General features: G+C 42.5%; 24 protein-coding genes and 1 pseudogene. 16 read left to right on the top strand and 9 right to left on the bottom strand.

Translation table 11 applies throughout. The features are described from left to right. Nucleotides 1–75: 75 nt before the first annotated feature. Complete coding sequence (locus NLP_RS23510) at nt 76–558, bottom strand: SRPBCC domain-containing protein (protein ID WP_104908442.1); 483 nt, start codon at nt 556–558, stop codon at nt 76–78. Between the two features lie 301 nt (nt 559–859). Beyond that, a complete protein-coding gene (locus NLP_RS23505; protein ID WP_104908441.1) occupies nt 860–1,285 on the bottom strand; it encodes a universal stress protein in 426 nt (141 codons plus the stop codon). 291 nt (nt 1,286–1,576) lie between these two features. Between NLP_RS23505 and NLP_RS23500 the strand changes: the two genes are divergently transcribed. The 6 genes from NLP_RS23500 (at nt 1,577) to accD (ending at nt 9,034) form a co-directional block, all read left to right on the top strand. Further along, nucleotides 1,577–2,119 carry a hypothetical protein gene (locus NLP_RS23500; protein ID WP_104908440.1) on the top strand — a complete coding sequence of 181 codons (543 nt, stop codon included), beginning with the start codon at nt 1,577–1,579 and terminating at the stop codon, nt 2,117–2,119. A gap of 89 nt (nt 2,120–2,208) precedes the next feature. Next, nucleotides 2,209–4,956, top strand: a complete 2,748-nt coding sequence (locus NLP_RS23495) for a cation-translocating P-type ATPase (RefSeq protein ID WP_104908439.1) — start codon at nt 2,209–2,211, stop codon at nt 4,954–4,956. A gap of 141 nt (nt 4,957–5,097) precedes the next feature. After that, a complete protein-coding gene (gene leuB / locus NLP_RS23490; RefSeq protein ID WP_104908438.1) occupies nt 5,098–6,186 on the top strand; it encodes a 3-isopropylmalate dehydrogenase in 1,089 nt (362 codons plus the stop codon). Between the two features lie 90 nt (nt 6,187–6,276). Next, complete coding sequence (locus NLP_RS23485; protein WP_104908437.1) at nt 6,277–6,537, top strand: hypothetical protein; 261 nt, start codon at nt 6,277–6,279, stop codon at nt 6,535–6,537. 116 nt (nt 6,538–6,653) lie between these two features. Beyond that, nucleotides 6,654–7,481, top strand: coding sequence for a prepilin peptidase (locus NLP_RS23480; protein WP_104908436.1), 828 nt, complete (start codon nt 6,654–6,656; stop codon nt 7,479–7,481). A 602-nt stretch (nt 7,482–8,083) separates the two neighbouring features. Continuing rightward, nucleotides 8,084–9,034: an acetyl-CoA carboxylase, carboxyltransferase subunit beta gene (gene accD / locus NLP_RS23475; RefSeq protein WP_104908435.1), complete on the top strand. Its 951-nt coding sequence runs from the start codon at nt 8,084–8,086 to the stop codon at nt 9,032–9,034. Between the two features lie 130 nt (nt 9,035–9,164). On the opposite strand, the gene NLP_RS23465 is transcribed toward accD, so the two are convergent. Continuing rightward, on the bottom strand, nt 9,165–10,592 hold the full coding sequence (locus NLP_RS23465; RefSeq protein ID WP_104908433.1) for an MFS transporter: 1,428 nt from the start codon (nt 10,590–10,592) through the stop codon (nt 9,165–9,167). A 183-nt stretch (nt 10,593–10,775) separates the two neighbouring features. Here NLP_RS23465 and NLP_RS23460 point away from each other — a divergent pair, with 183 nt between their 5' ends. Continuing rightward, nucleotides 10,776–12,035 carry an ABC transporter substrate-binding protein gene (locus NLP_RS23460; protein ID WP_104908432.1) on the top strand — a complete coding sequence of 420 codons (1,260 nt, stop codon included), beginning with the start codon at nt 10,776–10,778 and terminating at the stop codon, nt 12,033–12,035. 204 nt (nt 12,036–12,239) lie between these two features. Here NLP_RS23460 and NLP_RS23455 read toward each other — a convergent pair whose 3' ends face one another. Next, nucleotides 12,240–12,644, bottom strand: a complete 405-nt coding sequence (locus NLP_RS23455) for a type II toxin-antitoxin system VapC family toxin (protein ID WP_234017036.1) — start codon at nt 12,642–12,644, stop codon at nt 12,240–12,242. Next, entirely contained in the window at nt 12,629–12,874 is a 246-nt protein-coding gene (locus NLP_RS23450; RefSeq protein ID WP_234017035.1) for a type II toxin-antitoxin system Phd/YefM family antitoxin, read from the bottom strand. The genes NLP_RS23455 and NLP_RS23450 overlap by 16 nt, the downstream gene beginning before the upstream one ends. 99 nt (nt 12,875–12,973) lie before the next feature. Between NLP_RS23450 and NLP_RS23445 the strand changes: the two are divergent. After that, nucleotides 12,974–13,147, top strand: a pseudogene (locus NLP_RS23445) (ABC transporter substrate-binding protein); the annotation flags it as partial. A 131-nt stretch (nt 13,148–13,278) separates the two neighbouring features. Here the strand turns inward: NLP_RS23445 and NLP_RS23440 are convergent. From NLP_RS23440 to NLP_RS23430, 3 genes are read right to left on the bottom strand one after another with little or no spacing between them, the layout of a single operon-like run. Next, a complete protein-coding gene (locus tag NLP_RS23440; protein ID WP_234017034.1) occupies nt 13,279–13,626 on the bottom strand; it encodes a hypothetical protein in 348 nt (115 codons plus the stop codon). Nucleotides 13,627–13,635: 9 nt separating this feature from the next. Continuing rightward, nucleotides 13,636–14,040 carry a hypothetical protein gene (locus tag NLP_RS23435; RefSeq protein ID WP_104908429.1) on the bottom strand — a complete coding sequence of 135 codons (405 nt, stop codon included), beginning with the start codon at nt 14,038–14,040 and terminating at the stop codon, nt 13,636–13,638. 12 nt (nt 14,041–14,052) lie between these two features. Beyond that, nucleotides 14,053–15,429, bottom strand: a complete 1,377-nt coding sequence (locus NLP_RS23430) for a hypothetical protein (protein WP_104908428.1) — start codon at nt 15,427–15,429, stop codon at nt 14,053–14,055. Nucleotides 15,430–15,464: 35 nt separating this feature from the next. Between NLP_RS23430 and NLP_RS23425 the strand changes: the two genes are divergently transcribed. Continuing rightward, nucleotides 15,465–15,926, top strand: coding sequence for an alpha/beta fold hydrolase (locus tag NLP_RS23425; protein WP_104908427.1), 462 nt, complete (start codon nt 15,465–15,467; stop codon nt 15,924–15,926). A gap of 4 nt (nt 15,927–15,930) precedes the next feature. Beyond that, complete coding sequence (locus tag NLP_RS23420) at nt 15,931–16,257, top strand: hypothetical protein (protein WP_104908426.1); 327 nt, start codon at nt 15,931–15,933, stop codon at nt 16,255–16,257. A gap of 33 nt (nt 16,258–16,290) precedes the next feature. On the opposite strand, the gene NLP_RS23415 is transcribed toward NLP_RS23420, so the two are convergent. After that, on the bottom strand, nt 16,291–16,485 hold the full coding sequence (locus NLP_RS23415; RefSeq protein ID WP_104908425.1) for a hypothetical protein: 195 nt from the start codon (nt 16,483–16,485) through the stop codon (nt 16,291–16,293). A 510-nt stretch (nt 16,486–16,995) separates the two neighbouring features. Here NLP_RS23415 and NLP_RS23405 point away from each other — a divergent pair. The 6 genes from NLP_RS23405 (at nt 16,996) to petJ (ending at nt 20,985) form a co-directional block, all read left to right on the top strand. Then, nucleotides 16,996–17,904 carry a carbohydrate ABC transporter permease gene (locus NLP_RS23405; protein WP_104908424.1) on the top strand — a complete coding sequence of 303 codons (909 nt, stop codon included), beginning with the start codon at nt 16,996–16,998 and terminating at the stop codon, nt 17,902–17,904. Beyond that, on the top strand, nt 17,901–18,737 hold the full coding sequence (locus tag NLP_RS23400; RefSeq protein ID WP_104908423.1) for a carbohydrate ABC transporter permease: 837 nt from the start codon (nt 17,901–17,903) through the stop codon (nt 18,735–18,737). The genes NLP_RS23405 and NLP_RS23400 overlap by 4 nt, the downstream gene beginning before the upstream one ends. Before the next feature lie 161 nt (nt 18,738–18,898). Further along, a complete protein-coding gene (locus tag NLP_RS23395; RefSeq protein WP_104908422.1) occupies nt 18,899–19,114 on the top strand; it encodes a hypothetical protein in 216 nt (71 codons plus the stop codon). Between the two features lie 133 nt (nt 19,115–19,247). Next, on the top strand, nt 19,248–19,739 hold the full coding sequence (gene psbV, locus NLP_RS23390) for a photosystem II cytochrome c-550 (protein ID WP_104908421.1): 492 nt from the start codon (nt 19,248–19,250) through the stop codon (nt 19,737–19,739). A 236-nt stretch (nt 19,740–19,975) separates the two neighbouring features. Further along, a complete protein-coding gene (gene petE, locus NLP_RS23385) occupies nt 19,976–20,392 on the top strand; it encodes a plastocyanin (protein ID WP_104908420.1) in 417 nt (138 codons plus the stop codon). Between the two features lie 248 nt (nt 20,393–20,640). Then, nucleotides 20,641–20,985, top strand: a complete 345-nt coding sequence (gene petJ / locus NLP_RS23380; RefSeq protein WP_104908419.1) for a cytochrome c6 PetJ — start codon at nt 20,641–20,643, stop codon at nt 20,983–20,985. The last annotated feature ends 258 nt before the right edge of the window (nt 20,986–21,243 follow it).

Below are 21,243 nucleotides of genomic sequence, written 5' to 3'. Positions count from 1 at the left end.
CGACTATGTATCTCACTCTCTGCCCTGCTGTCAAGTCTCAACAGGTGATGCTAGCAGTTGACTTGAAAAAGCGATTTAGCGATTTAATGAAGTAGTCGTAGTTTGATTAATGCGTTCTGCCTTGGTTTTCAATGTTTGGTTCATCGCTTCAAACCCTTGGCGAACGTCAATATTTAATCGACGAGCCAGCAGAGGTACTAGTAAGCCCTGGAAAGATGCTTGCTGAATGAAGCGGACGCGTAGGCGTAGCCCGTCGTAGACATCGCTTCCTAGCGGTTCAATGATAAAGCTGTGTTCACCGTCAAATAATCCTGGGATCAAAAAATGCCCTAACCAGCGCAATTTGCGATTAGGTTCTACCGTAATCACAGTAGGTCGAAAGATCATAATATCTGTACCCGGAGGCTGAAAGTGAACGGTTAGCTGTGCCCCTTCACTCAGCGAACCACTAATTTGACGAATAAACAGATTCCAATGTGGAAAACTGGCAAAATCAGTGAGTAAGTTCCATACTTGCTTATCGGATGCCTGAATTTCGATTTCAGTATAGATTTTCATGGGTATGAGTTGATAGAAAAACCAGCATTAAAACGGTTATTCCTGCTAAAAACAACCCCATGTATTCTAGTCTTAGTAATCGACCAACCCAAAAATTACGGGTGAAGGCAGGCAGATAAAGCAGGGGGAGCAGGGGAAGAAAATAACTTGATTTTTTTACCATAAAATAAACTCCGCAAAGTCTCTTTGGTGGACTACAAGTAAACTAGATTGTTTCTTGTCAAGCATAATGAATACTATTTGTAGAAAACTCACGTTTGAACAGCAAAATTCTGGCGGTTGGTAGACAGTTGTCAAGGAATTACTGACGTTGAACAACTAGGACGGAACATGGAGCGTGATGAACGACGTGATTGCTCACACTTCCTGTTAAAAGTTCGGCAAATCCTTTAAGTCCTCTACGACCAAGCACAATCAAATCTGCTCCCCAACTCCGGGCTAAATCACAGATGTTAGTCCCAGGCTCTCCTGTTTGATAACTGTATTCTGCCATAATGCCTAGTATTTTCGCTTTCTGATAGTACAACTGGAGTAAACTTTGTGCCTGTTGTGTTTCTATTTTTAGGTCTACTAAGTTCACAGTGAGTTGACTAGAAGCTGCTAGCTCAATGCTGTAACCAATCATTAACTGAGCAGCATCTCTTTGGGCTAACTCCAGCGCTTTTATAAACACTGTTGCAGTCGCAGGTGAATCATTAACCGCCACCAAAATCTTCTTAAAGCTCATATCCAGCTACAATAATCGATTACTTCATTCACTTTTGTTGTCTTTTAGCTTGAGGGACAAATGTGATTTAAAAGTGAAATTAAGTCGGATAAACGATTTATTCACTTTTCGTTCACATTCATCAGCAATCCTGGAAAAGAAGCAGAGAAACGAAACTAACCCAACTGAGGTTTAAAACGAATACCCGAACTAATACGGTTCATGCTCACACTATCAAACTATAGTTTTTTACTATTTGGAGATTAATAAAGCTTCGTTTTAAACTTACTGATTTTGATAGGAGATGTTGTGATGAATTTCAATCCAGTTAAAAATGCAATCGGGATCATTTCTACCCGTCAGGCTGCAACACAGGTGCTTGATGAACTCAGAGCGATTGACTTTCCCATGCAGAAAATTTCTGTGTTCACTTTAGACTCTGAAGACGAAAAGTTGCACGAGGATGCTAATGCGGGTAAACATCCCATAACTCCGATCGAAGGTGCTAAAGCAGGCGCAATTACAGGAGGAACAACCGGGGGCTTCCTGGCACTAACAGCCGGACTTGGCGTATTAGTTATTCCCGGTTTTGGGCCAGCATTAGCGGTTGAATCTGTGGTGAGTACACTGCTGGCGGGTGGAGCGAGTGCGATTTTTGGCAGTGTTTATGGTGCATTTCAAGGTTGGTTTGCTCCCGAAAGGCAACCTAGACTCTGTGAGCCAACCACCTGCCAAGAAAAATTTTTGGTGAAGGTTGAGGGAACAACAGATGAAATCTGGCAAGCAGAATCGATTCTCAGTTATTGGGGTGTGCAGGAATGGCATATTTATGAATTTAACAAAAGATTCTCGTAATAACACCAATTTGAAAAAAGAAAAGTACAGATTCAAGCAGAGAAATCCAGATTAAATCTGTTAATTACTAATTATTTTTGGAGACGGAAATGACAGCAGATACGATCGCTACAAATACTTTTGCCCAGACAACAAAAGATTTACTCAACTATGAATGGCATACTCTGGGTGAACAAAAGGTTGTGCAAACGTTAGCCAGCCATCCGGAAGCAGGTTTGACCCATGAAGAAGCTACCAAACGACACCAGCAGATGGGTGCAAATCAACTGACTGCTAAAAGTGGAAAAAGTCCTTGGCTACGATTTTTAGAGCAATTTAATCAACCACTACTATATATTTTGCTGACGGCGGGAGTAGTAACGCTGCTGCTGCGAGATTGGATAGATGCGGGAGTAATTTTTGCCGTCACCCTAATTAATGTCATCATTAGCTACATTCAAGAATCGAAAGCAGAAGGTGCGATCGCTGCTCTATCCAAAGCCGTCACTACCGAAGCAACTTTGATTCGCGATGGTCAAAAAACCCGTCTGGCTTCGACTGAACTTGTTGTTGGTGATTTGGTATTGCTGGCATCTGGGGATAAAGTACCTGCGGATCTGCGGCTATTAAGTGTGCGTGGGTTGCAAGTTGACGAGTCTGCCTTAACAGGCGAATCCGTTCCGGTGGAGAAAGCAACGGCATCGCTAGCTGTCGAAACACCGTTAGCTGAACGAAGCAATATGGTGTACGCAGGAAGTTTCGTTAGTTTTGGACAGGCAGAAGGGATTGTAATAGCGATCGCAGATGCCACTGAAACCGGTCGCATCTCGCAGTTAATTGAAAGCAGCACAAATCTGAAAACACCGCTGACACGAAATATTGACAAGTTTAGCAAAACCTTGCTGTATGTCATTTTAGGTTTGGCTGCTCTGACATTTGCAGTCGGATTAGGACAAGGCGAATCTTGGATTGATGTTTTCAAAGCGAGTGTAGCTCTGGTAGTCAGCGCGATTCCAGAAGGATTGCCTGCGATCGTTACCGTCACTTTAGCGATCGGAGTTTCCCGGATGGCACGACGTAAAGCGATTATTCGCAAGCTACCCGCTGTGGAAACCTTGGGAAGTACCACTGTTATCTGCTCTGACAAAACTGGGACGTTAACTGAAAATCAGATGACGGTTCAAAAGATTTATGCGGGTGGGCAACACTACACCGTTAGCGGTATTGGTTATGCCCCAGATGGTGAAATCCTAATGGATCAACAGCCTGTTGATTTCAATGCAGATGGACATATTGCTCTTTGGGAATCCCTGGAAGCAGGATTGCTCTGCAATGATTCTCACATCGAATGGGGAGATGGACAGTGGGACTTAGTAGGAACCCCAACCGAAGGAGCATTAATTACGGCTGCCAATAAAGCGGGATTGACGCAAGGGAATCTAGAGCAATTACGTAGAATAGACACCATTCCCTTTGAGTCGCAATTCCAGTACATGGCGACTTTGCATGAATTAGATGCAAAGCGATCGCTGAATGTGATTTATCTCAAAGGTTCTGTAGAGGCAATTCTCCAACGATGCGATCGCATGTTCGATGCTCAAGGACAACTCGCTCGTCTCAATCCTGCCGCAGTGGAACAGGAAGTTGCTGATATGGCAAACCAAGGGTTACGAGTGCTAGCTTTTGCCAGCAAAGAAGTTGCCACTAAGCGATCCTTGGATCGTAATGATATTGATCGAGGACTGGTGTTTCTGGGACTTCAGGGCATAATCGATCCGCCGCGTGAGGAAGCGATCGCCGCAGTAAAAGCCTGTCAATCTGCCGGAATTCAGGTAAAAATGATTACAGGCGACCATGCACTCACAGCAGCTGCGATCGCCCGCCAAATGGGAATTTGCTCGACTGAAGCACAAGTTTTCACCGGACGGCAATTAGCTCAGATGGATGAAAAAGAATTCGCCCAAGCGGCTGAACAAGGTATGGTATTTGCGCGAGTTGCCCCAGAACAAAAATTGCATCTGGTGAAAGCGTTGCAGTCTCAGGGTGAAATTGTTGCCATGACTGGAGATGGTGTAAATGATGCTCCCGCTCTCAAACAGGCAGATATTGGTGTAGCGATGGGCATAGCCGGGGCAGAGGTGGCCAAAGAATCGGCGGATATGCTTCTAACTGACGATAACTTCGCTTCAATAGAAGCTGCTGTGGAGGAAGGACGTGGTGTTTATCGCAACTTGCGAAAAGCGATCGCCTTCTTGCTGCCGATCAACGTTGGAGAATCCATGACGATTTTGATTGCCATTCTCCTGGCAACTGTGCTTCCCATCTTACCAATCCAAATTCTCTGGTTGAACATGGTCAGTTCAGTAGGGTTGATTGTTCCCCTCGCCTTTGAGCCAAAATCTGGACAGGTGATGCAGCAACCACCACGCAACCCTAGAGAAAAGCTTTTATCAGGTAGTTTACTTAAGCGCATATTAGCGATTTCTGTTTTCAATTGGGTGGTAATTTTTGGGGTGTTTCAATGGATACTTCAAACTACAGGCAATGAAGCCTTAGCTCGCACGATGGCAATTAATGGATTGGTGGCAGCAGAAGTCTTTTACCTGTTAAGCATTACCCAGTTTTTACCATCTCTAGTCGTGAGAATCCAAGGTAAACGCACACCCGTAGCTTATGCACCTGCGATCGGAATTGTGGTTGTGGTGATTTTACAATGTCTGTTCAGTCAGTGGAGCATGATGAATCAAGTGTTTGACACCACACCTTTGACATTTATCCAAGCTCTCATTTGCATGGGTGTAGGTTTCCCAGTGGTGTTTATAGCTCTGATCTTGCAGCGTTTCGATCCGCTCAACTAGGGATATAGGAGTCCGATAGTGGTTTCATCCAATGCCAAATGATTACGTTAGAGCCGCATTCAAATTAATTAAAAACTCCATCGGTACATTTTGCTGGGTATGATATTTAATCTGCAAGCATTTACCTAGTAATAACCAGCTATGACCCAGAACTACCGCATTACTCTACTCCCCGGCGATGGCATTGGCCCTGAAATTATGGCAGTGGCGGTAGATGTGCTAAAAGTCGTAGGCAAGCAATTTGATCTGAAGTTTGAATTCCAAGAAGCCCTCATCGGTGGTGCAGCAATTGATGCCACAGGGGAACCCCTACCATCTGCCACTCTCGATACTTGCCGTAACAGTGATGCTGTGTTACTTGCTGCGATTGGTGGTTACAAGTGGGATTCCCTGCCATCCAATTTACGCCCAGAAGCAGGTTTGTTAGGACTACGCGCAGGTTTGGGATTATTTGCCAATTTGCGCCCAGCGAAAATTTTGCCCCAGCTAATCGACGCCTCCACTTTGAAACGCGAAATTGTCGAAGGCGTAGATATTATGGTGGTGCGTGAACTCACTGGTGGGATTTACTTCGGTAAACCTAAAGGGATTTTTGCTACAGAAACTGGTGAAAAACGCGGTGTAAATACAATGGTTTACACCGAATCAGAAATTGAACGTATTGGGCGAGTGGCGTTTGAAGCAGCAAAAAAACGCGGTGGAAAACTTTGTTCGGTGGATAAGGCGAACGTATTAGAAGTATCTCAGTTATGGCGCGATCGCATCACCCAACTTTCTCAAGAATATCCAGATATCGAACTCTCTCATTTATATGTAGATAATGCTGCTATGCAGTTAGTACGCGCTCCCAAGCAGTTCGACACCATAGTTACAGGTAATTTGTTTGGTGATATTCTCTCTGATGCTGCCGCCATGCTCACAGGTAGTATTGGGATGTTACCCTCAGCTAGTTTGGGCGCTTCTGGGCCTGGTGTATTTGAACCAGTCCACGGTTCCGCCCCAGATATCGCCGGACTTGATAAGGCAAATCCTCTAGCACAGGTTTTGAGTGTGGCGATGATGTTACGCTACGGTTTAGACCAGCCAAAAGCAGCAGATCACATCGAACAAGCCGTATTGCAAGTTTTAGAACAAGGCGATCGCACCGGGGATATAATTTCTTCAGGAAAAAACCTTTTAGGTTGCCGCGCTATGGGCGATGCACTGATTTTAGCTCTTGAAGGTAAATAATTAAATGATGCCACTTGGGCAATTTGGCAACCTTTGCTATAAGTTTCGGGTAGACTAAAGGGAAATCTAGCAATCAAATAACAGTCGATAGTGTACGCATTACGACAAGGTCAAGTAAATTTCACCGCCCCAAAGAACCAATCGCCTTTGATTGATCCCGCCGTAATTAGAGCTGCTGGGCAGATATACTATACTCACTGTGAAGTACACCCCGAAATAGCTGGGCAACCTTCCGGTGTAGCAATTAATCGTGTGACTCATCGAGGTAAGGTTATTTTTACTAACCAACCAGTTCTTTTACCTCAAGAGTGTTTTGTGCCCTTAAGTCAAATTGAATCGCACATGTATTAGTCATTGGTCATTAGTCATTGGTCATTAGTCATTAGTCATTGGTCATTAGTTATTGACAAAAGACAAATGACACAGCACAAATGACACAGGACAAATGACAAAGGACAAATGACTATATGGACATTTTGTTCGCCATCCCGGCGAGTGTAATCGTCTTTGCTTTGGGTGCATCTATTGGTAGTTTTCTCAATGTTATTGTTTATCGCCTACCTGCTGGGTTGTCAATTCTTTGGCCGCCTTCTCGTTGTCCTAAATGCTTAAACCAGCTAAAAGCTTACGACAATGTACCAGTGTTCGGCTGGATTTCCTTAAGAGGGCGGTGTCGATATTGTAAAAGCAAAATTTCTGTCCGTTATCCTGTGGTAGAAGGGGTAACGGGCATAATTTTTTTACTAATTTTTTTGGTATTTCAAGTTTCGATTTTAACAATAGGCTATTGGACTTTTTGCAGTTGGTTATTGGCGCTATCGCTCATCGATTTAGATACAATGACCCTACCCAGTCCACTTACTCAGTCGGGTTTGGTGGTGGGGATTTTGTTTCAAATGGTAGCTGGTTTTCTACCAGAGGGTAGTTTTGTGGCACTGGTAAATCATCTTATGATAGCCATCGTTGGTGCAGTATTGGGCTTATGGTTGTTTGATGCGATCGCCCTATTGAGTTCAATTGCCTTTGGTAAAACTGCAATGGGTACAGGTGACCCCAAGTTAGCAGCCATGATGGGAGCCTGGTTAGGCTGGAAATATTTGCTCTTGGCTAGTTTTATTGCTTGTGCGCTAGGAGCATTAATTGGCATCAGTATTTTGATTATGCAGCGATCGCGACAAAAATTAGGACAAAAGATACCTTTTGGGCCTTTTCTAGCTTTAGGATCTGTGATTACCCTGTTTAGCGGCGAAGCCATTTTGTCTAGCTACCTGCGGTTATTTTTTCCAGCCTCTTGAGTTGGAGTAGGGAGCAGGGGAGCAGCACTTCTCTACGAGACGCTGCGCGAACGGCTACGCTCAGTGACCGAGGAGAAGTTGCAGTAAGTTTTTCCCTCTGCCCCTGTGCACCTCTGCCTCTTGTACCCAATACCCATTCATAATAAATATTTATAATTCGTGACTGTAACCAACATTACCCCATCTACCTTTCACATTTTGATAATATTCAGCTTGTGACTTGTATTACCCTCTTAACGACGATTAACCGTTGGCAAGCGCAACTAGTACAACAGATGCTGATTGTTCAGAACCTAGCAATAGGAATAATTGATTTGGGTGGGAGGGGGAGAGCATCTTATTTGGAGGTTGGTATTCTCATGGCTTTGTCACTACATCCATATAATTAAGTCTGCTGAAAAAAAGAGCAAGAGACTTGTATTGGTATAAGTATTTTCGTTAAGCTGGCAACCAAAGATGAAAATTAAGGTCTCAATTGCTTAAAAGCTTAGTTTGACGATGGAGCCATTAGTCTTAATAAAGAAAAATGACTAATGACTAAGGACAACCCAATACGGTTTGAAATGTTTTCGACCTCATACCCACTTAAAATAAAATAAAAAATGGCTAACAACGAAGAATCACGTGGTTTAAAGTCTCTATTTGATTGGTTTGCAAATCGACGGAAGTCAGGATCTACCAGCCTCGAACGCCAAGAACGTGAAATTGCTGATGGTTTGTGGCATAAATGTTCTAAGTGTGGTGTGTTGGCATATACAAAAGACCTAAAAGCCAATCAGATGGTTTGTGTCGAATGTGGTCATCACAATCGGGTAGACAGTGATGAGCGCATCCGTCAATTGATAGATAACAATACCTGGAAACCGCTGGATGAGCATTTGCGTCCAACCGACCCGCTGGAATTTCGCGATCGCAAACTCTACAGCGATCGCTTGCGGGAAACACAAGATAAAATTGGCTTAATAGACGCGGTTAGAACTGGTTTAGGTCAAATCAATGGTTTGCCCATTGCCCTTGGAGTTATGGACTTCCGCTTCATGGGTGGTAGTATGGGTTCGGTCGTGGGAGAAAGACTCACCCGGATGATTGAGCAAGCCACTCAACGACGCTATCCTGTAGTTATCATCTGTACCTCCGGTGGCGCGAGAATGCAAGAAGGTATGCTCTCTTTGATGCAGATGGCAAAAATCTCCGCAGCCTTACAGCGCCATAAAGACGCCCGACTATTATATATTCCTGTTTTGACCAACCCGACAACGGGCGGCGTTACCGCTAGTTTTGCAATGTTGGGCGATATAATTTTGGCAGAACCCAAGGCAACGATTGGTTTTGCTGGTCGGCGAGTGATTGAGCAAACCCTGCGGGAAAAACTACCCGAAAATTTCCAGACTGCTGAAGATTTGCTCCAGCATGGTTTTGTTGATGATATTGTACCCCGTACCCAATTAAAGAACACCTTAGCCCGACTGATTGCCCTACACCAGCCTGTACTAACAACACCTCACATGGTGTTGTGGGAAACAATGTCCTTGACTTCTACCGCCGCAGAATAAAGTATGGGGCATGGGGCTTGGGGCATTGGGTACAAGAGGTAGAGGTGCACAGGGGCAAAGAGGCAGAGGGGAAAAACTTACTGCAACTTCTCCTCTGCTCCCTGCTCCCTGCTCCCTGCTCCCTACTTCTTCACGCTCTCCCCGGCTCTTGAAGAAACATGAGTGGAACAAGGGCTACTAGTCGGAATAGACCTGAGAGGGCAAACAAACCTAGTAAGCCTCCAGACTGAGCAAATTGGACGAGAAAGCTGCCTATAGTTGTACCCAAAGCACCACTCGCTCCAGCAACGGCAGCTGCGATCGCAAAATAGATAGACTGATTTTTAATTGGTGCAATGCCCAATTGTATATTGTTGCTGCACAAGTCAATTGCCGCCCAAGTACCTCCAGTCAAGATGTGTAGTAGTGGCAACCACAGCCAGATGTCAAGGCGATTAACACTAATCCCCAGCCACAGCAATGGTGTAGCTGCAACCAAAATCCCAATACAGATGAGGATGGGACGATTACCTATCTTGTCTGCTAATTTTCCCCATAGGATAAGCATCAGCAAAGTTGCCCCCGCCTGAAGGCTGTTGTAGATAGTCACATAGCTCACATCTAAATTCAACGTGTTAAGCATATAGAGGTTAAAAAAAGGACTGCTGAGGTTAACAGCAAGCGTCCAAAAGCTGAAATACAGCAGAAATATCAAAAAGTTAGAATTTTTCCAGATGCTGTTAGCTAACTCGTCTTGTGGCAAATGAATTGATTGAAGTACTTCAGAAGATTCATCTTTTGTAACCTCTGATTGAATTTCACTGGTTTGTGGGGACTTGCCATAATAAGTGTTTTGCGATTGCGGATTCATGTCCACCTGGAAATACTGACAGCTCAATCCCATAATCCCAAAGACAACGCTTATCAGTAGAACTACTCCATAGCCTTGTAGAGTTCCCCCATACCAATGTGATACAACTAGACCGGCCATTGGTACGCAAACCAGATTAGTTAGACTAGCAGCACTATTGCGTGTCCCAAAATACCTGCCTCGTAATCGCCGAGGAACTATCATTGCCACCCAACTTAGCCACGATGCAGTTCCTAGTCCTCCCAAAAGACTACTGAATAGAACAATCAAGAGTGTCAATATGACTAACTGGTGAGCATCAATCACTCCCAAGCTGGCGCTGGCAATACCAATTACTAAAACCAGCCATAGCAGCCGACCAATTCCGTGTGTCCGAAGCGAATATTGAAAGCGGCTAGTGCTGCGTTCAGACAAGTAAGCACCCAACGGCTGAATGAGATTGACCAACATGGGAATAGAGGACAGCATTCCAAATACCACTGGACTAGCACCCAATTGCACCAATAAATTGCTGAGTAAAATCCCGCCAGTTCCAAGAGAGTAAACCGATGCTAAGACAGAATCCGCAGTGGAAGCTTTTAAACTAGTGCGAATAGTATCCTTGGAAATTCGAGAGTTTGAAGAGATTGCTGTTGGTGGTGAGGCAATCTGGGTAAATTCCAGGGTCAGTGGCGCAGTTGTTTCAATCTGAACAGAATCCGTAAACATAGATTATGGGTGAAGTATCCTCGGATAAATCAGCTTGCAAAGGATCTCAGTATGCTTTAATTAGCATCGCTGATAATTTTTCGTTATTTTAGCTTGCAATTTTTAACCATAATTTCAAATAATTAAGATATCACTCCTTAATAACACAAGGTATGAGCAAGGAAAGAGACGTATTATTTGTTTGTGAACAATAAAGGATTATTTAATTTTTTGGCATTGGTGGTGGCGATCGCGATCGCCATTATTGGTTGTCACACCCTAGAATTACCAAGCAAACTCTCAGTGTTTACCCCAGTCACCATTAAACTCAGTGGTTGGGGAGGCAATCTTGTTGAGCAAAAACTTTTGAAACAGGTATTGCTAGACTTTGAGGCACAGCATTCAAATATTAAGGTCAAATATGAGGCGATTTCTGACCAATACATGGATGTAATCAAAACTCGTCTGGTTGGGGAAGCAGCGCCTGATGTCTTTTATCTGGAGTCGGTGGAAGCTCCTTTTTTGATGAGTCAAAATGTTCTCGAACCGCTAGAAGCTTACATTACCCCCGAATTTGACCTAGCGGACTTCGAGGATAGCCTACTTGACAGCTTCAAATACCAGAACCATATTTATGGTCTTCCTAAAGACTATTCCACCCTTGCCCTGTTTTATAACAAAAAAGCCTTTGCCGCCGCAGGCTTGAGTAATCCGCCAGCTACTTGGGATGAACTACGCACTTACTCTAAGCAATTGACAGGCAAACTTAACAGATACGGCTTTGGAGAAAACCCCGACTTAGCACGTCAGGTTTATAAAATTAAAGCCTTTGGTGGACAACTCGTTGATCAAAATAGTTATGCTACCTTTGCCAGTGAGGCAAGTTTGCAGGGTTTAGAGTTAGTGATAGATCAGTATCAAAAAGACCGCTCCTCTGCCCAAAAATCTGATGTGGGGACAAACTCAGGTAGTGAAATGTTTGGTCAGAGTAAAGTGGCGATGGTGATTGAAGGTAACTGGGCAATTCCCTATCTAACCGAAACCTTTCCCCAAGTAGAGTTTGCTACCGCACAAGTACCTATGATTAATAATAAAAAAGGCACAATGCTGTTGTCCGTTGCCTACGTGATGAACAAGCAGGCACAGCACAAAGCCGAAGCTTGGGAGTTGATTTGTTATCTCACGGGTAAAGTCGGGATGCAGAAGTGGACAGGCACAGGGTTTGCTTTGCCAACACGTAAATCAGTGGCAAAGAATTTGGGCTATGACCAAGATCCCTTGCGATCGCCATTAGTGGCAGGAGTTAATTATGCTACACCGTGGCAAGTAGGTCAGTATCCAAGTGCGATCATCAATAATTTTGATAACCAGTTTGTCAGCGCCTTGTTGGGGCAACAATCATTAAAGCAGGCGATGCTGAAGGCAGAGAATGAAGCTAATCAGCAAATTAAGACGATGGAGTAAGTAATCTTTATTACCAAGCCCCGTTGGGGCGGGTGTAGGGGTGTAGGGGTGAGGGGTGTAGGGAAAAAGACTAGCCCCAACAACCACTCTTGTTAAAAGCCCCATCCCTTGGGACGACCGCGTTGTCCGAGGTTTCAATCCTCGGACAACGCTTGAACCCCCTATACCCCTATACCCTTATTACCCCTACACCCCTAATGAACTCTACCAAATCACTTCTGAGTAGAAATTTGCTATCTCTTTATCAGATGTAATTATCGCAGCTTGATTACTTCTGGCTAGTGCGACGACAACTCGATCTACTGGATCTCGATGACCCCATTCTAAGTTGACACTTTCCATCCAAATATTTTCATCAATGGGTACAATCTCAACGGTACTAGACTTTTTCAGCCTTACTACGTACTCGTTAAGATTGACTCCTAAATCTAGTTTTTTATTTTTGATTTTTATCGCAATTTCCCATATAGCTATTGACGGGACAAGACCATTTTTATCCCTTTCCATGTAGTTGCACGCTTCTTTAGCTTGTTCAGAAAGTTTAGCTGGATCTAAACTCCACCAGATTAGGGCACAAGTGTCAAGGACTATCTTCACAATTGTGTCCATTCCTCAGTGGTTGGTGTAGTTAAATCCTCAAAGTACTTCACTTTACCGCGCATTTCTCCAAATAACTCCTCTGTTGAAGGTGTTTGTGCGTATTTGGAAATTTTCACCACTGGCTTACCGCGATCGGTAACTACAATTTCTTCTCCCTCTGACTCTACAAGTCGTAAGAACTCAAGAAGCTGAGATTTGAGTTTACTTTTGGAAATTGATTTCATAATAACCGTAGTCATGACTATAGTCATATTCTAATAGGGCATAGCATCGGTTCTCACTTGCTTACAATACAAATGCTCAATATTTCCCGCCTATGACCAAGACCTACTGTGATCTTAGTTGCGGGAGTGAATTATGCTACACCGTGGCAGGTAGGTAAGTATCCAGGTGCGATCGTGAATAATTTTGATAACCAGTTTGTCAGTGCCTTGTTGGGGCAACAACCATTAAAGCAAGCGATGGTGCGGGCAGAAAATGCAGCTAATCAGCAGATAAAGGCGATGGAGTAACTTAAGAGTATCCACTGCATAATATTTAACTGCTAACTACCAGGTATGAGGGTGCAATTTACAGGTAAGTGGGGAAATCTCTACTCTCTGGAAGTCAGTAGTATGATTCAATCAGTTTAAAAACCCTGTATTTATTCAGTAAACCAGCGACGCACGGCACCATCCAAGCCATAATAAGCGGATTTGAACTGCTTCATAGCGGCTACGTACTGAGATAACATCAGTACTACATCACTATTTTGAGGGATATCATCCTCATCAATGAGATCAAGATAGTCAAGCGATGTTTCCGAATCTAATACTTTACGACAGCTTTCTAGAAGTCTATTGACAATTTTTACCTTATTCTTGCTCAACACAGCCTCTGGCTTCTTCTTGCTAAGTTCTTTAAATTCTATATGCATGGCATCTATTAGAGGCATTGTAACTTCATGCAGTTCGGCTTTCACTAGGCTTGTCTGTTTTTGATCTATTTTCATAATAATAATTTATTCTCTTAAGCGCTTTGGACGAATTGTTTTAATATAAATTTTGCCTGATTCATCTCCAATTTCATTTCCTTCAGCATCTACTACCCAATACCAACTGAGATATCGCTGCTTTACATTATCTGCACGCATTTTCTCAAAGCATTGTAGATACTGTGAGAGAATAAATACTACATCACTATTTTGTGGAACATCATCTGTATCAAACTCTGAAAATTCTTTAAAAGGCCGATATTTATCTTCAAGGAATCCATTCGAGCCATTCAACAGTTGGTTGATAAAATTGAGTTTAAACTTATTGACTGCATCATTGGGAGATTTTTTAGACAATACAGAAATCTCTTCGTAAATACCTTGAAGTTGTCCCGATAGTTTTTCAAATTCATCAACATCTTTACGCTTCATCTATTTCATCTTTCATGAGGGACAAGCTCGACGAAACTCCACATACTTTTTTTTGAGAACATCAATTGGTGAGCGCTGCTTACTCTCAAAAATATTAACCATTAAGGAGATATCCTCATCTGTAAGCGTAATGATACATCGTCTTTGTCCAGACCATAAATCAATAGTATTGCCCAACATTGCTTTTGAGAGAGGGTTTCTTGTGACGAGAACACCAAACTTACCAAGACCAGAATCCAGATATCTATTGAGTTGGCTAATGTGTTCACGCTCAATTATCTTGACGTTCTTTAACTCAAAAACAAGCTGTCTATTGCCATAGTCTTGATAAATCTCTTGAAGAAAATCAATTGACCTATTATTGTAAAAAATGAGGTCTCGAATAAGTCTTCCAGATTCTGTACGACTCTGTTTTGCTGCAAAGTCAAGGTCTGGATAGAAAAGCGATGCAAGAAGTTGACAGATATAATTTTCGTATTTAATGTCTGCTTCATTCGTCTTTCCTGTTGGTAACTTTTGTATTTCACCTAATTTTCGTTTAGCGGACAAGACGGGAATCTGTTTAAATAGCGGATCGTTTTTACAGTCATCCTGAGTTCGCTCTTTTACCTTGATATATTCCTGAACAATGCCATAATTCTCCCTATTGAAGTTTAGAACCTTAACACGTTCTTCTGGCTCACCAGGATTAAAAATTTCATCACGAGGACAGTAATCCTTAAAGTAGTCTTCAAAGTTGATCCACGGAGAAAATTTGAGCCATCTCTTAGGAACAAAAATTAAAGGCTCTTTTGTTTCAGGATTCACAGGCAATGTAATTTCCTTATCTAAGATAAATAAATTTTTACGGTAGTCATAAAGTCCAGAAACAACAGCTTTATCAATTGGTATCCCTAGTTGTTCGCATTGTTGTATTGTAAAGTCTATTAAAAATGATTTAATAAAATTACAACAAATATCACTGATCCGATCTTTCGCAATTCCATCTACATAAAACTGGATTTCTTCAAAGTGAACAAATCCGTATTTTCCATACTCAGTAATTCTCTGAAATAAAGAGAGAATTTCATCTGCTTTTTTACGGCTAATTTTTATCCCTTTTCGTTTTTTTGACAATCCCAGTCCAATCTCTTGGCATTCAGATGCAAGAATGAGATTGTCACGAGCCTGATCTATTTTGCCTTTCTGAACAAGAAAGTTTAGGTTATTAAAGGAATTAATTATGGAGGTATGAAGTGATTGGTCTTGTTGTGAGGGAGACTTCCATAAAAGAAAAGGGTCAACGTAAAGGGGAATATCTTCATCTAGAAATGTTATGGCAAAATCTAGCTGTGCTTGGGTAGCTGAAATGCCGTGGTAATCAATTATTCTTGGGCGGACGATCGCCATTTGCTATTTTTGTCTACGTATAGTCGACTATTATAATGTCAAATAATTTTTGTGCCATGTCTAATACTTCTGCCCTCGAAGACTTTATTTCATTCCGTGGTCATCAGGTATGGTATCGCATCGTTAAACCAGACCAAGAATATTCTAAAAAACTACCACTGCTGTGTCTTCATGGGGGGCCAGGAGTACCCCACGACTACTTAGAACCTTTGGAAGCGATCGCCGCAACCGGAAGGCGAGTTATTTTTTACGATCAATTAGGGTGTGGTAATAGCGATCGCCCCACACATCCCACCTTATATTCCATTGATTTGTTCAAAGAAGAACTCTTCGCCGTCCGCAGTGCCTTAAATTTAGACCAAATTCATCTTTTTGGGCAATCATGGGGCGGTTGTTTAGCCTTGGAACATGCTTTTTCTCAACCTACTGGGTTAGTCAGTCTCGTTCTAGCTAACACGCCTTCTAGCATTCGACAATTTGTCATCTCAAGCTTATAGCCTGATGAATGAGCTACCAATTGAAGTACAAGAGGTCATTCGTAAACACGAAGCCGATAGTACTACTCAAGACCCCGAATACAAACAGGCAATGGAAGTATTCAATCATTCTTTTCTTTGTCGAGTAGACCCTTGGCCTAGCAGCTTAACTAGAGCCTATAGCAAAGTTGGTACAGAGTTTCGGGGTGCAGGCAAAATTCTAGCTCTGGCGATCGCCATTAATCCTACACTTGTTAGCAGCAGTTTTCAAGTAAAATATCCTAATATTCCTAGAGTGATGTTTCCAACACTGCTAAAAGAGCGATCGCCATTTTTATTAAGCTATTGCTAATCCAATCCCCATTCTAATTTCAGAGTTTCTAACTTAGGATTCTTCACACTCATTTTCTTCGTTTAGCCCTTTGACTTGGCTAAAGTCAAGTTTAAATTCTTTGATGCGATTAGTAATTGGATCTGCTTGTACTAAATCAGGTTTTTTAGCGACATACTCAAAAGATGGATAATCAATAGAGTCAAATGAGACTGGGACTACTTGGTGTTTTTCATAATCAGGAACCATGATTACAACCTGGAAGCGATCGCCATAATATACCTTTAATAGAAATAGCTATCTTTGTATCTAAAAAAATATACAAATCCAACAGAGGATTTGCACAAAGTCCCAATTTATCAAGAGTAATATTAAAATCATCTATGAATGATTGACTTCTACGCTGATAGCCAAACTGTTCTATGATAGTTTTGACCCGTAGGCTTTTTTGAGTTTTACCAGTTCTCTGAAGTTTACTTTTAATCGAAGTAAGTAGGCTGTATATGACATTTTGTGTCCTCTTGCTTGAGTTAGGTTAATTAGCATCGCCAAGGAAACTAAATATATAGTTCCCGAAATTACATAAGCAGCTAACTCATAGAACCGATGTCTCGTGACTTGCCGCTTTGCGTCTACGCTTTCTAAAAATAGAAACTTATCTAAATCAGGTTAATTATTTTTTTACAGGAGTACGATAAATAATCATGCACTACCCATCGCTACAGCCGGGTTAGTGCGGGATTAAGCGGAGGTTCTGTAGTGTTTGAAATCAACAGGCGGCGGAATAACCCCAGGTGGAATATCAGAGAAGACTTGGCTGGGTATATGTTCATCATGCCCACCATACTAGTTTTGGGAACTTTTGTAGTTTTACCCATTCTCTACGCCGTTTTTCTTTCCTTGCAAAAAGTTCAACTTCTCGGCGGTATTGAGTACGAGTTCATCGGTTTTCGGAACTTCACGCAATTAGCTGAAGATGAACGAGTTTGGATTGCTTTAAGAAACACAGCACAATATGTAGCCATTGTTGTGCCAACTCAAACAGTCTTAGCTTTAATTCTGGCGGTAACTCTGAATTCTGGGATTCGCGGTAAAAACTGGTGGCGCATCCTCTACTTTTTGCCCACAGTCACTTCTTCAACAGTGCTGACACTTATCTTCATGTGGATTTATAACACTGATGGGCTACTAAACGATTTTCTCACTTTTATGGGGCTACCTACTTATAACTGGTTGGGCGATCCAGCAGTTGCGCTCAAAGGCATTATGATCATGAACATTTGGTCAACTGCGCCGTTTTTCATGGTGATTTATCTGGCGGCGTTGCAAGATATACCCCAAACTCTTTATGAGGCGGCAGAACTCGATGGTGCAAATGAATGGCAGCAATTTATTCACATTACCCTTCCCTTGCTGAAGCCTGTAACCTTCTTTGTGGTGGCAGTGGGGGTGATTGGGACTTTTCAACTTTTTGACCAGTCTTACATCTTTTCTGGCGGTACTGGCGGGCCAAACAACGCTACCTTAACTGTGGTGCTGCTGATTTATCAATCTGTATTTCGGAATTTACAAATGGGATATGCCGCTGCGATCGCATTTTTGTTAGCAGCAGTGATCATTGCCATCACTTTAATTCAACGGCGACTTTTCGGAGGCGAACGGATTTGATTAAAATCTCTGGCTTATCCTGGCTCAAAGTCTTGTTATACATCTTGCTGACATTCTATGCGATCGTTACCCTAATTCCCTTTCTCTGGGCACTTTCGGCATCATTTAAGCCACTAACAGAGATTGTCAGTGGTGAACCCAACTTTCTCCCCAAGAATTTTACTCTCGATAACTACAGACAAATCTTTCTCCAAGAACCGCTATTTTGGCGCTGGTTGTTCAACAGTGTAGCGATCGCCGTCAGCGTTACGCTTTTAAACTTGTTGTTAAATTCAATGGCTGGTTATGCCTTGGCAAGACTGCGCTTTGTGGGCAAGCGCTTTTGGTTCTTCCTAATTTTGGCAGTACTAGCAGTACCGACGCAAATCACCCTGATTCCCACATTTTTGATTTTGAAAGCGATCGGCTGGCTAAATTCTTACCAAGGCATGATTGTTCCTAGCATGGTTAATGCCACTTTTATCTTCATGATGCGGCAGTTTTTCGTTAATTTTCCTAAAGAATTAGAAGAAGCAGCTCAACTCGATGGCTTAAATACTTTTGGAATTTTTCGACACATTGTCTTACCTTTGGCAAAACCAGCACTAGCAGCACAGGCAGTTTTTGTGTTCATGGGGAGTTGGAATAATTTTTTACTGCCTATAGTTATCCTATTTGACCCAGAAATGTTTACCCTTCCTTTGGGGCTGAACACCTTCAAAGGTCAATACATCAGCTATTGGAACTACATTATGGCGGCTTCTATGGTCTTTACCCTGCCAGCTTTAGGTATTTACGCCTTTTTTAATCGTTACTTTATTCAAAGCGTCACCTTTACCGGAGGAAAAGGTTAATAGGCATTGGGTATTGGGTATTGGGTATTGGGTTATTCCCCTTGTCTCCCTTGTCCCCCCATGTCCCATTCCCCAAAGAGTATTTTGGGCAACAAATTGCACTCCTAACGTGATATTGGTATTACAGCGACTCAATCTCTATCTATCAGTAAACAAGCATTATGGGTTTTGCAGACCTATCGATCGCAGAGATAGCTGCCGACTACAGCATTCCTGTAGAACAAGTGTTTTCTCTGTGCAACCAACTGGGAATCGCCTACAAACACCAAAAGACCCGTTTGGCGTTAGAAGATGCAAAGGCAATTATTTCCCAAATATCGTCTGAAATATGCCCCAAAGGTACTAACGACTTGGTGGGTGATCACGAAGTCCCCTGAAGGGTTATCTCAGAACTTTCGCTAATAACTGATAGCTAATGACAAAAAACAATGAGTCATTAGCAATTAGCAGCTTGGAGATTGAGAATCGCGTTCTTAGCTGTGTTGAGCGTCAAAATCTTTAAGGGGAAACATGTTTATAAGACTAATTGGCGTTGTTGTGGCTACTGTTTTACTTTCGTTTCAGTTGATTGTCGGTAGCGCGACAGCAGTGGAACTGGACAAAGCTACCCGAACAGTGCCATTAAATACTCAGGGTGATACCGTTGTACTCAGCCTTAAACAAGTCAAAGAAGGCAAACGCTTATTTAATTACGCTTGCGCCCAATGTCATGCTGGTGGAGTTACCAAGACAAACCAAAACGTGGGACTTACTCCAGAGGACTTGGCACTAGCAACACCTAACCGTAACAACATTGAAGGTTTAGTAGATTACCTGAAAAATCCCACTACTTACGACGGGGAAGAAGAGATTTCCGAAATACACCCCAGTCTCAAAAGCGCAGATATTTTCACAGCAGTGCGAAATCTGACGGATGATGACTTGGAAGCGATCGCCGGTCATATTCTCTTACAACCCAAAATCGTTGGTACTAAGTGGGGAGGCGGGAAAATCTATTACTAAATCCCGGAGTTGAGTCATTGGGAATAGGGCATTGGGCATTGGGAATAGGGCATTGGAAAGAATTTAGTCCCTATTCCCTATTCCCTATTCCCCATTTACTGCTGATTGGACGGCTTTTTGCAATAAATTACTCTCCATTCTTAAAAAAAAAATAGATATATGACAGATTGTCATACTTTGACGTTGATTTTATTTAAAATGAGAAAAGGAAAAAAATTGTTTGTTAGGAGAGAGCTATGAAATTAATTTCGGCAAGCTGGCGACGCCTTGGTTTAGCTGTGTTGACAATCCTTTTAGTTGTTAGCAGCTTTGCTGTTTTTACTCCCAGTGCTTCGGCTGAAACCTACAAGGTGAAATTGGGTAGCGATAAAGGACTGCTAGCATTTGAACCGAAAAAGGTGACCATTAAAGCAGGTGACACAATTGAATGGGTGAACAATAAAGTTCCTCCCCATAATGTTGTGTTTGATGCTGCCAAAAACCCTACTAAGAGCGCCGATTTAGCTAAATCTCTGTCTCATAAGAAGTTGCTCATGAGTCCCGGTCAAAAGGAAACAACCACCTTTGCAGCAGACGCACCTGCTGGTGACTACACCTTCTACTGTGAACCTCATCGTGGTGCTGGTATGGTTGGTACAATCACTGTCCAATAGCTAGAAACACCAGCGTTTGACACGAGATGATTACTCAGTGAAATTAGCTCATCGCCACACGCTACACTCCTAGGGTGACGCACAAAATACACAAATGGCGGTAACGAGTCCTATCCTTCCCTAAGACGCTAAACAATCTGTAGCGATCGAGGAGTGAACTCGTTACCGCCAATTTTGATCAAATTTGACTTAGTCAGGGATTAATCGCGTTTATACTCTTGCTGGAGGCTTGTTGCGAGGAAATTTTGTTGAGAATACTTTTATTAATTCTACTGTCGACGATCGCCCTATTCAAATTCACATTCATTAGTCCAGCACTAGCTGCCGAAACATCCAACGGTGCTAAAATTTTCGAGGCTAACTGCGCTTCTTGCCATATAGGTGGCGGTAACATCCTTATCAGCCAGAAAACTTTGAAAAAGGAAGCATTGTCAAAATACCTAGAAAATTACAATCAAGACTCAATCCAGGCGATTATCCACCAAGTGCAAAATGGTAAAAATGCCATGCCTGCCTTTAAAGGCAAGTTAAGTTCTGAGGAGATTCTGGAGGTAGCTGCTTACGTTTTTCACAATGCAGAACAAGGCTGGTAAAGTACCTATATCATCTAGTTCTTGTGGGGTGAGCGTTTGCTTATCTTTAATTACTAGCCAGCTAGGCGCTCATCCCAAAACATTGGAGAATTTATTTGTTGGAAATCCCTCAGTGCATTTCCTTCTTGGAAGCAGTTAAGTTAGGACTTACGCACTGTACAAATTAATCATAGTATATTTCACGAAAATAGGTCGTTTCAGCCTTTATTAATTGTTCTTTGATGATCAGTAAACCCGCGCTGTAGGGGCACAGCAATG

The organism is Nostoc sp. 'Lobaria pulmonaria (5183) cyanobiont', assembly GCF_002949795.1.
Classification (GTDB): domain Bacteria; phylum Cyanobacteriota; class Cyanobacteriia; order Cyanobacteriales; family Nostocaceae; genus Nostoc.
This window is presented reverse-complemented; position numbering and strand designations above follow the sequence as displayed.

Coding starts and splice junctions, on each gene's coding strand:
- NLP_RS23510 (WP_104908442.1), bottom strand. CDS start 558: ATGAAAATCTATACTGAAATCGAAATTCAGGCATCCGATAAGCAAGTA.
- NLP_RS23505 (WP_104908441.1), bottom strand. CDS start 1,285: ATGAGCTTTAAGAAGATTTTGGTGGCGGTTAATGATTCACCTGCGACT.
- NLP_RS23500 (WP_104908440.1), top strand. CDS start 1,577: ATGAATTTCAATCCAGTTAAAAATGCAATCGGGATCATTTCTACCCGT.
- NLP_RS23495 (WP_104908439.1), top strand. CDS start 2,209: ATGACAGCAGATACGATCGCTACAAATACTTTTGCCCAGACAACAAAA.
- leuB (WP_104908438.1), top strand. CDS start 5,098: ATGACCCAGAACTACCGCATTACTCTACTCCCCGGCGATGGCATTGGC.
- NLP_RS23480 (WP_104908436.1), top strand. CDS start 6,654: ATGGACATTTTGTTCGCCATCCCGGCGAGTGTAATCGTCTTTGCTTTG.
- accD (WP_104908435.1), top strand. CDS start 8,084: ATGGCTAACAACGAAGAATCACGTGGTTTAAAGTCTCTATTTGATTGG.
- NLP_RS23465 (WP_104908433.1), bottom strand. CDS start 10,592: ATGTTTACGGATTCTGTTCAGATTGAAACAACTGCGCCACTGACCCTG.
- NLP_RS23455 (WP_234017036.1), bottom strand. CDS start 12,644: ATGGACACAATTGTGAAGATAGTCCTTGACACTTGTGCCCTAATCTGG.
- NLP_RS23450 (WP_234017035.1), bottom strand. CDS start 12,874: ATGACTACGGTTATTATGAAATCAATTTCCAAAAGTAAACTCAAATCT.
- NLP_RS23440 (WP_234017034.1), bottom strand. CDS start 13,626: ATGAAAATAGATCAAAAACAGACAAGCCTAGTGAAAGCCGAACTGCAT.
- NLP_RS23435 (WP_104908429.1), bottom strand. CDS start 14,040: ATGAAGCGTAAAGATGTTGATGAATTTGAAAAACTATCGGGACAACTT.
- NLP_RS23430 (WP_104908428.1), bottom strand. CDS start 15,429: ATGGCGATCGTCCGCCCAAGAATAATTGATTACCACGGCATTTCAGCT.
- NLP_RS23425 (WP_104908427.1), top strand. CDS start 15,465: ATGTCAAATAATTTTTGTGCCATGTCTAATACTTCTGCCCTCGAAGAC.
- NLP_RS23420 (WP_104908426.1), top strand. CDS start 15,931: ATGAATGAGCTACCAATTGAAGTACAAGAGGTCATTCGTAAACACGAA.
- NLP_RS23415 (WP_104908425.1), bottom strand. CDS start 16,485: ATGGTTCCTGATTATGAAAAACACCAAGTAGTCCCAGTCTCATTTGAC.
- NLP_RS23395 (WP_104908422.1), top strand. CDS start 18,899: ATGGGTTTTGCAGACCTATCGATCGCAGAGATAGCTGCCGACTACAGC.
- psbV (WP_104908421.1), top strand. CDS start 19,248: ATGTTTATAAGACTAATTGGCGTTGTTGTGGCTACTGTTTTACTTTCG.
- petE (WP_104908420.1), top strand. CDS start 19,976: ATGAAATTAATTTCGGCAAGCTGGCGACGCCTTGGTTTAGCTGTGTTG.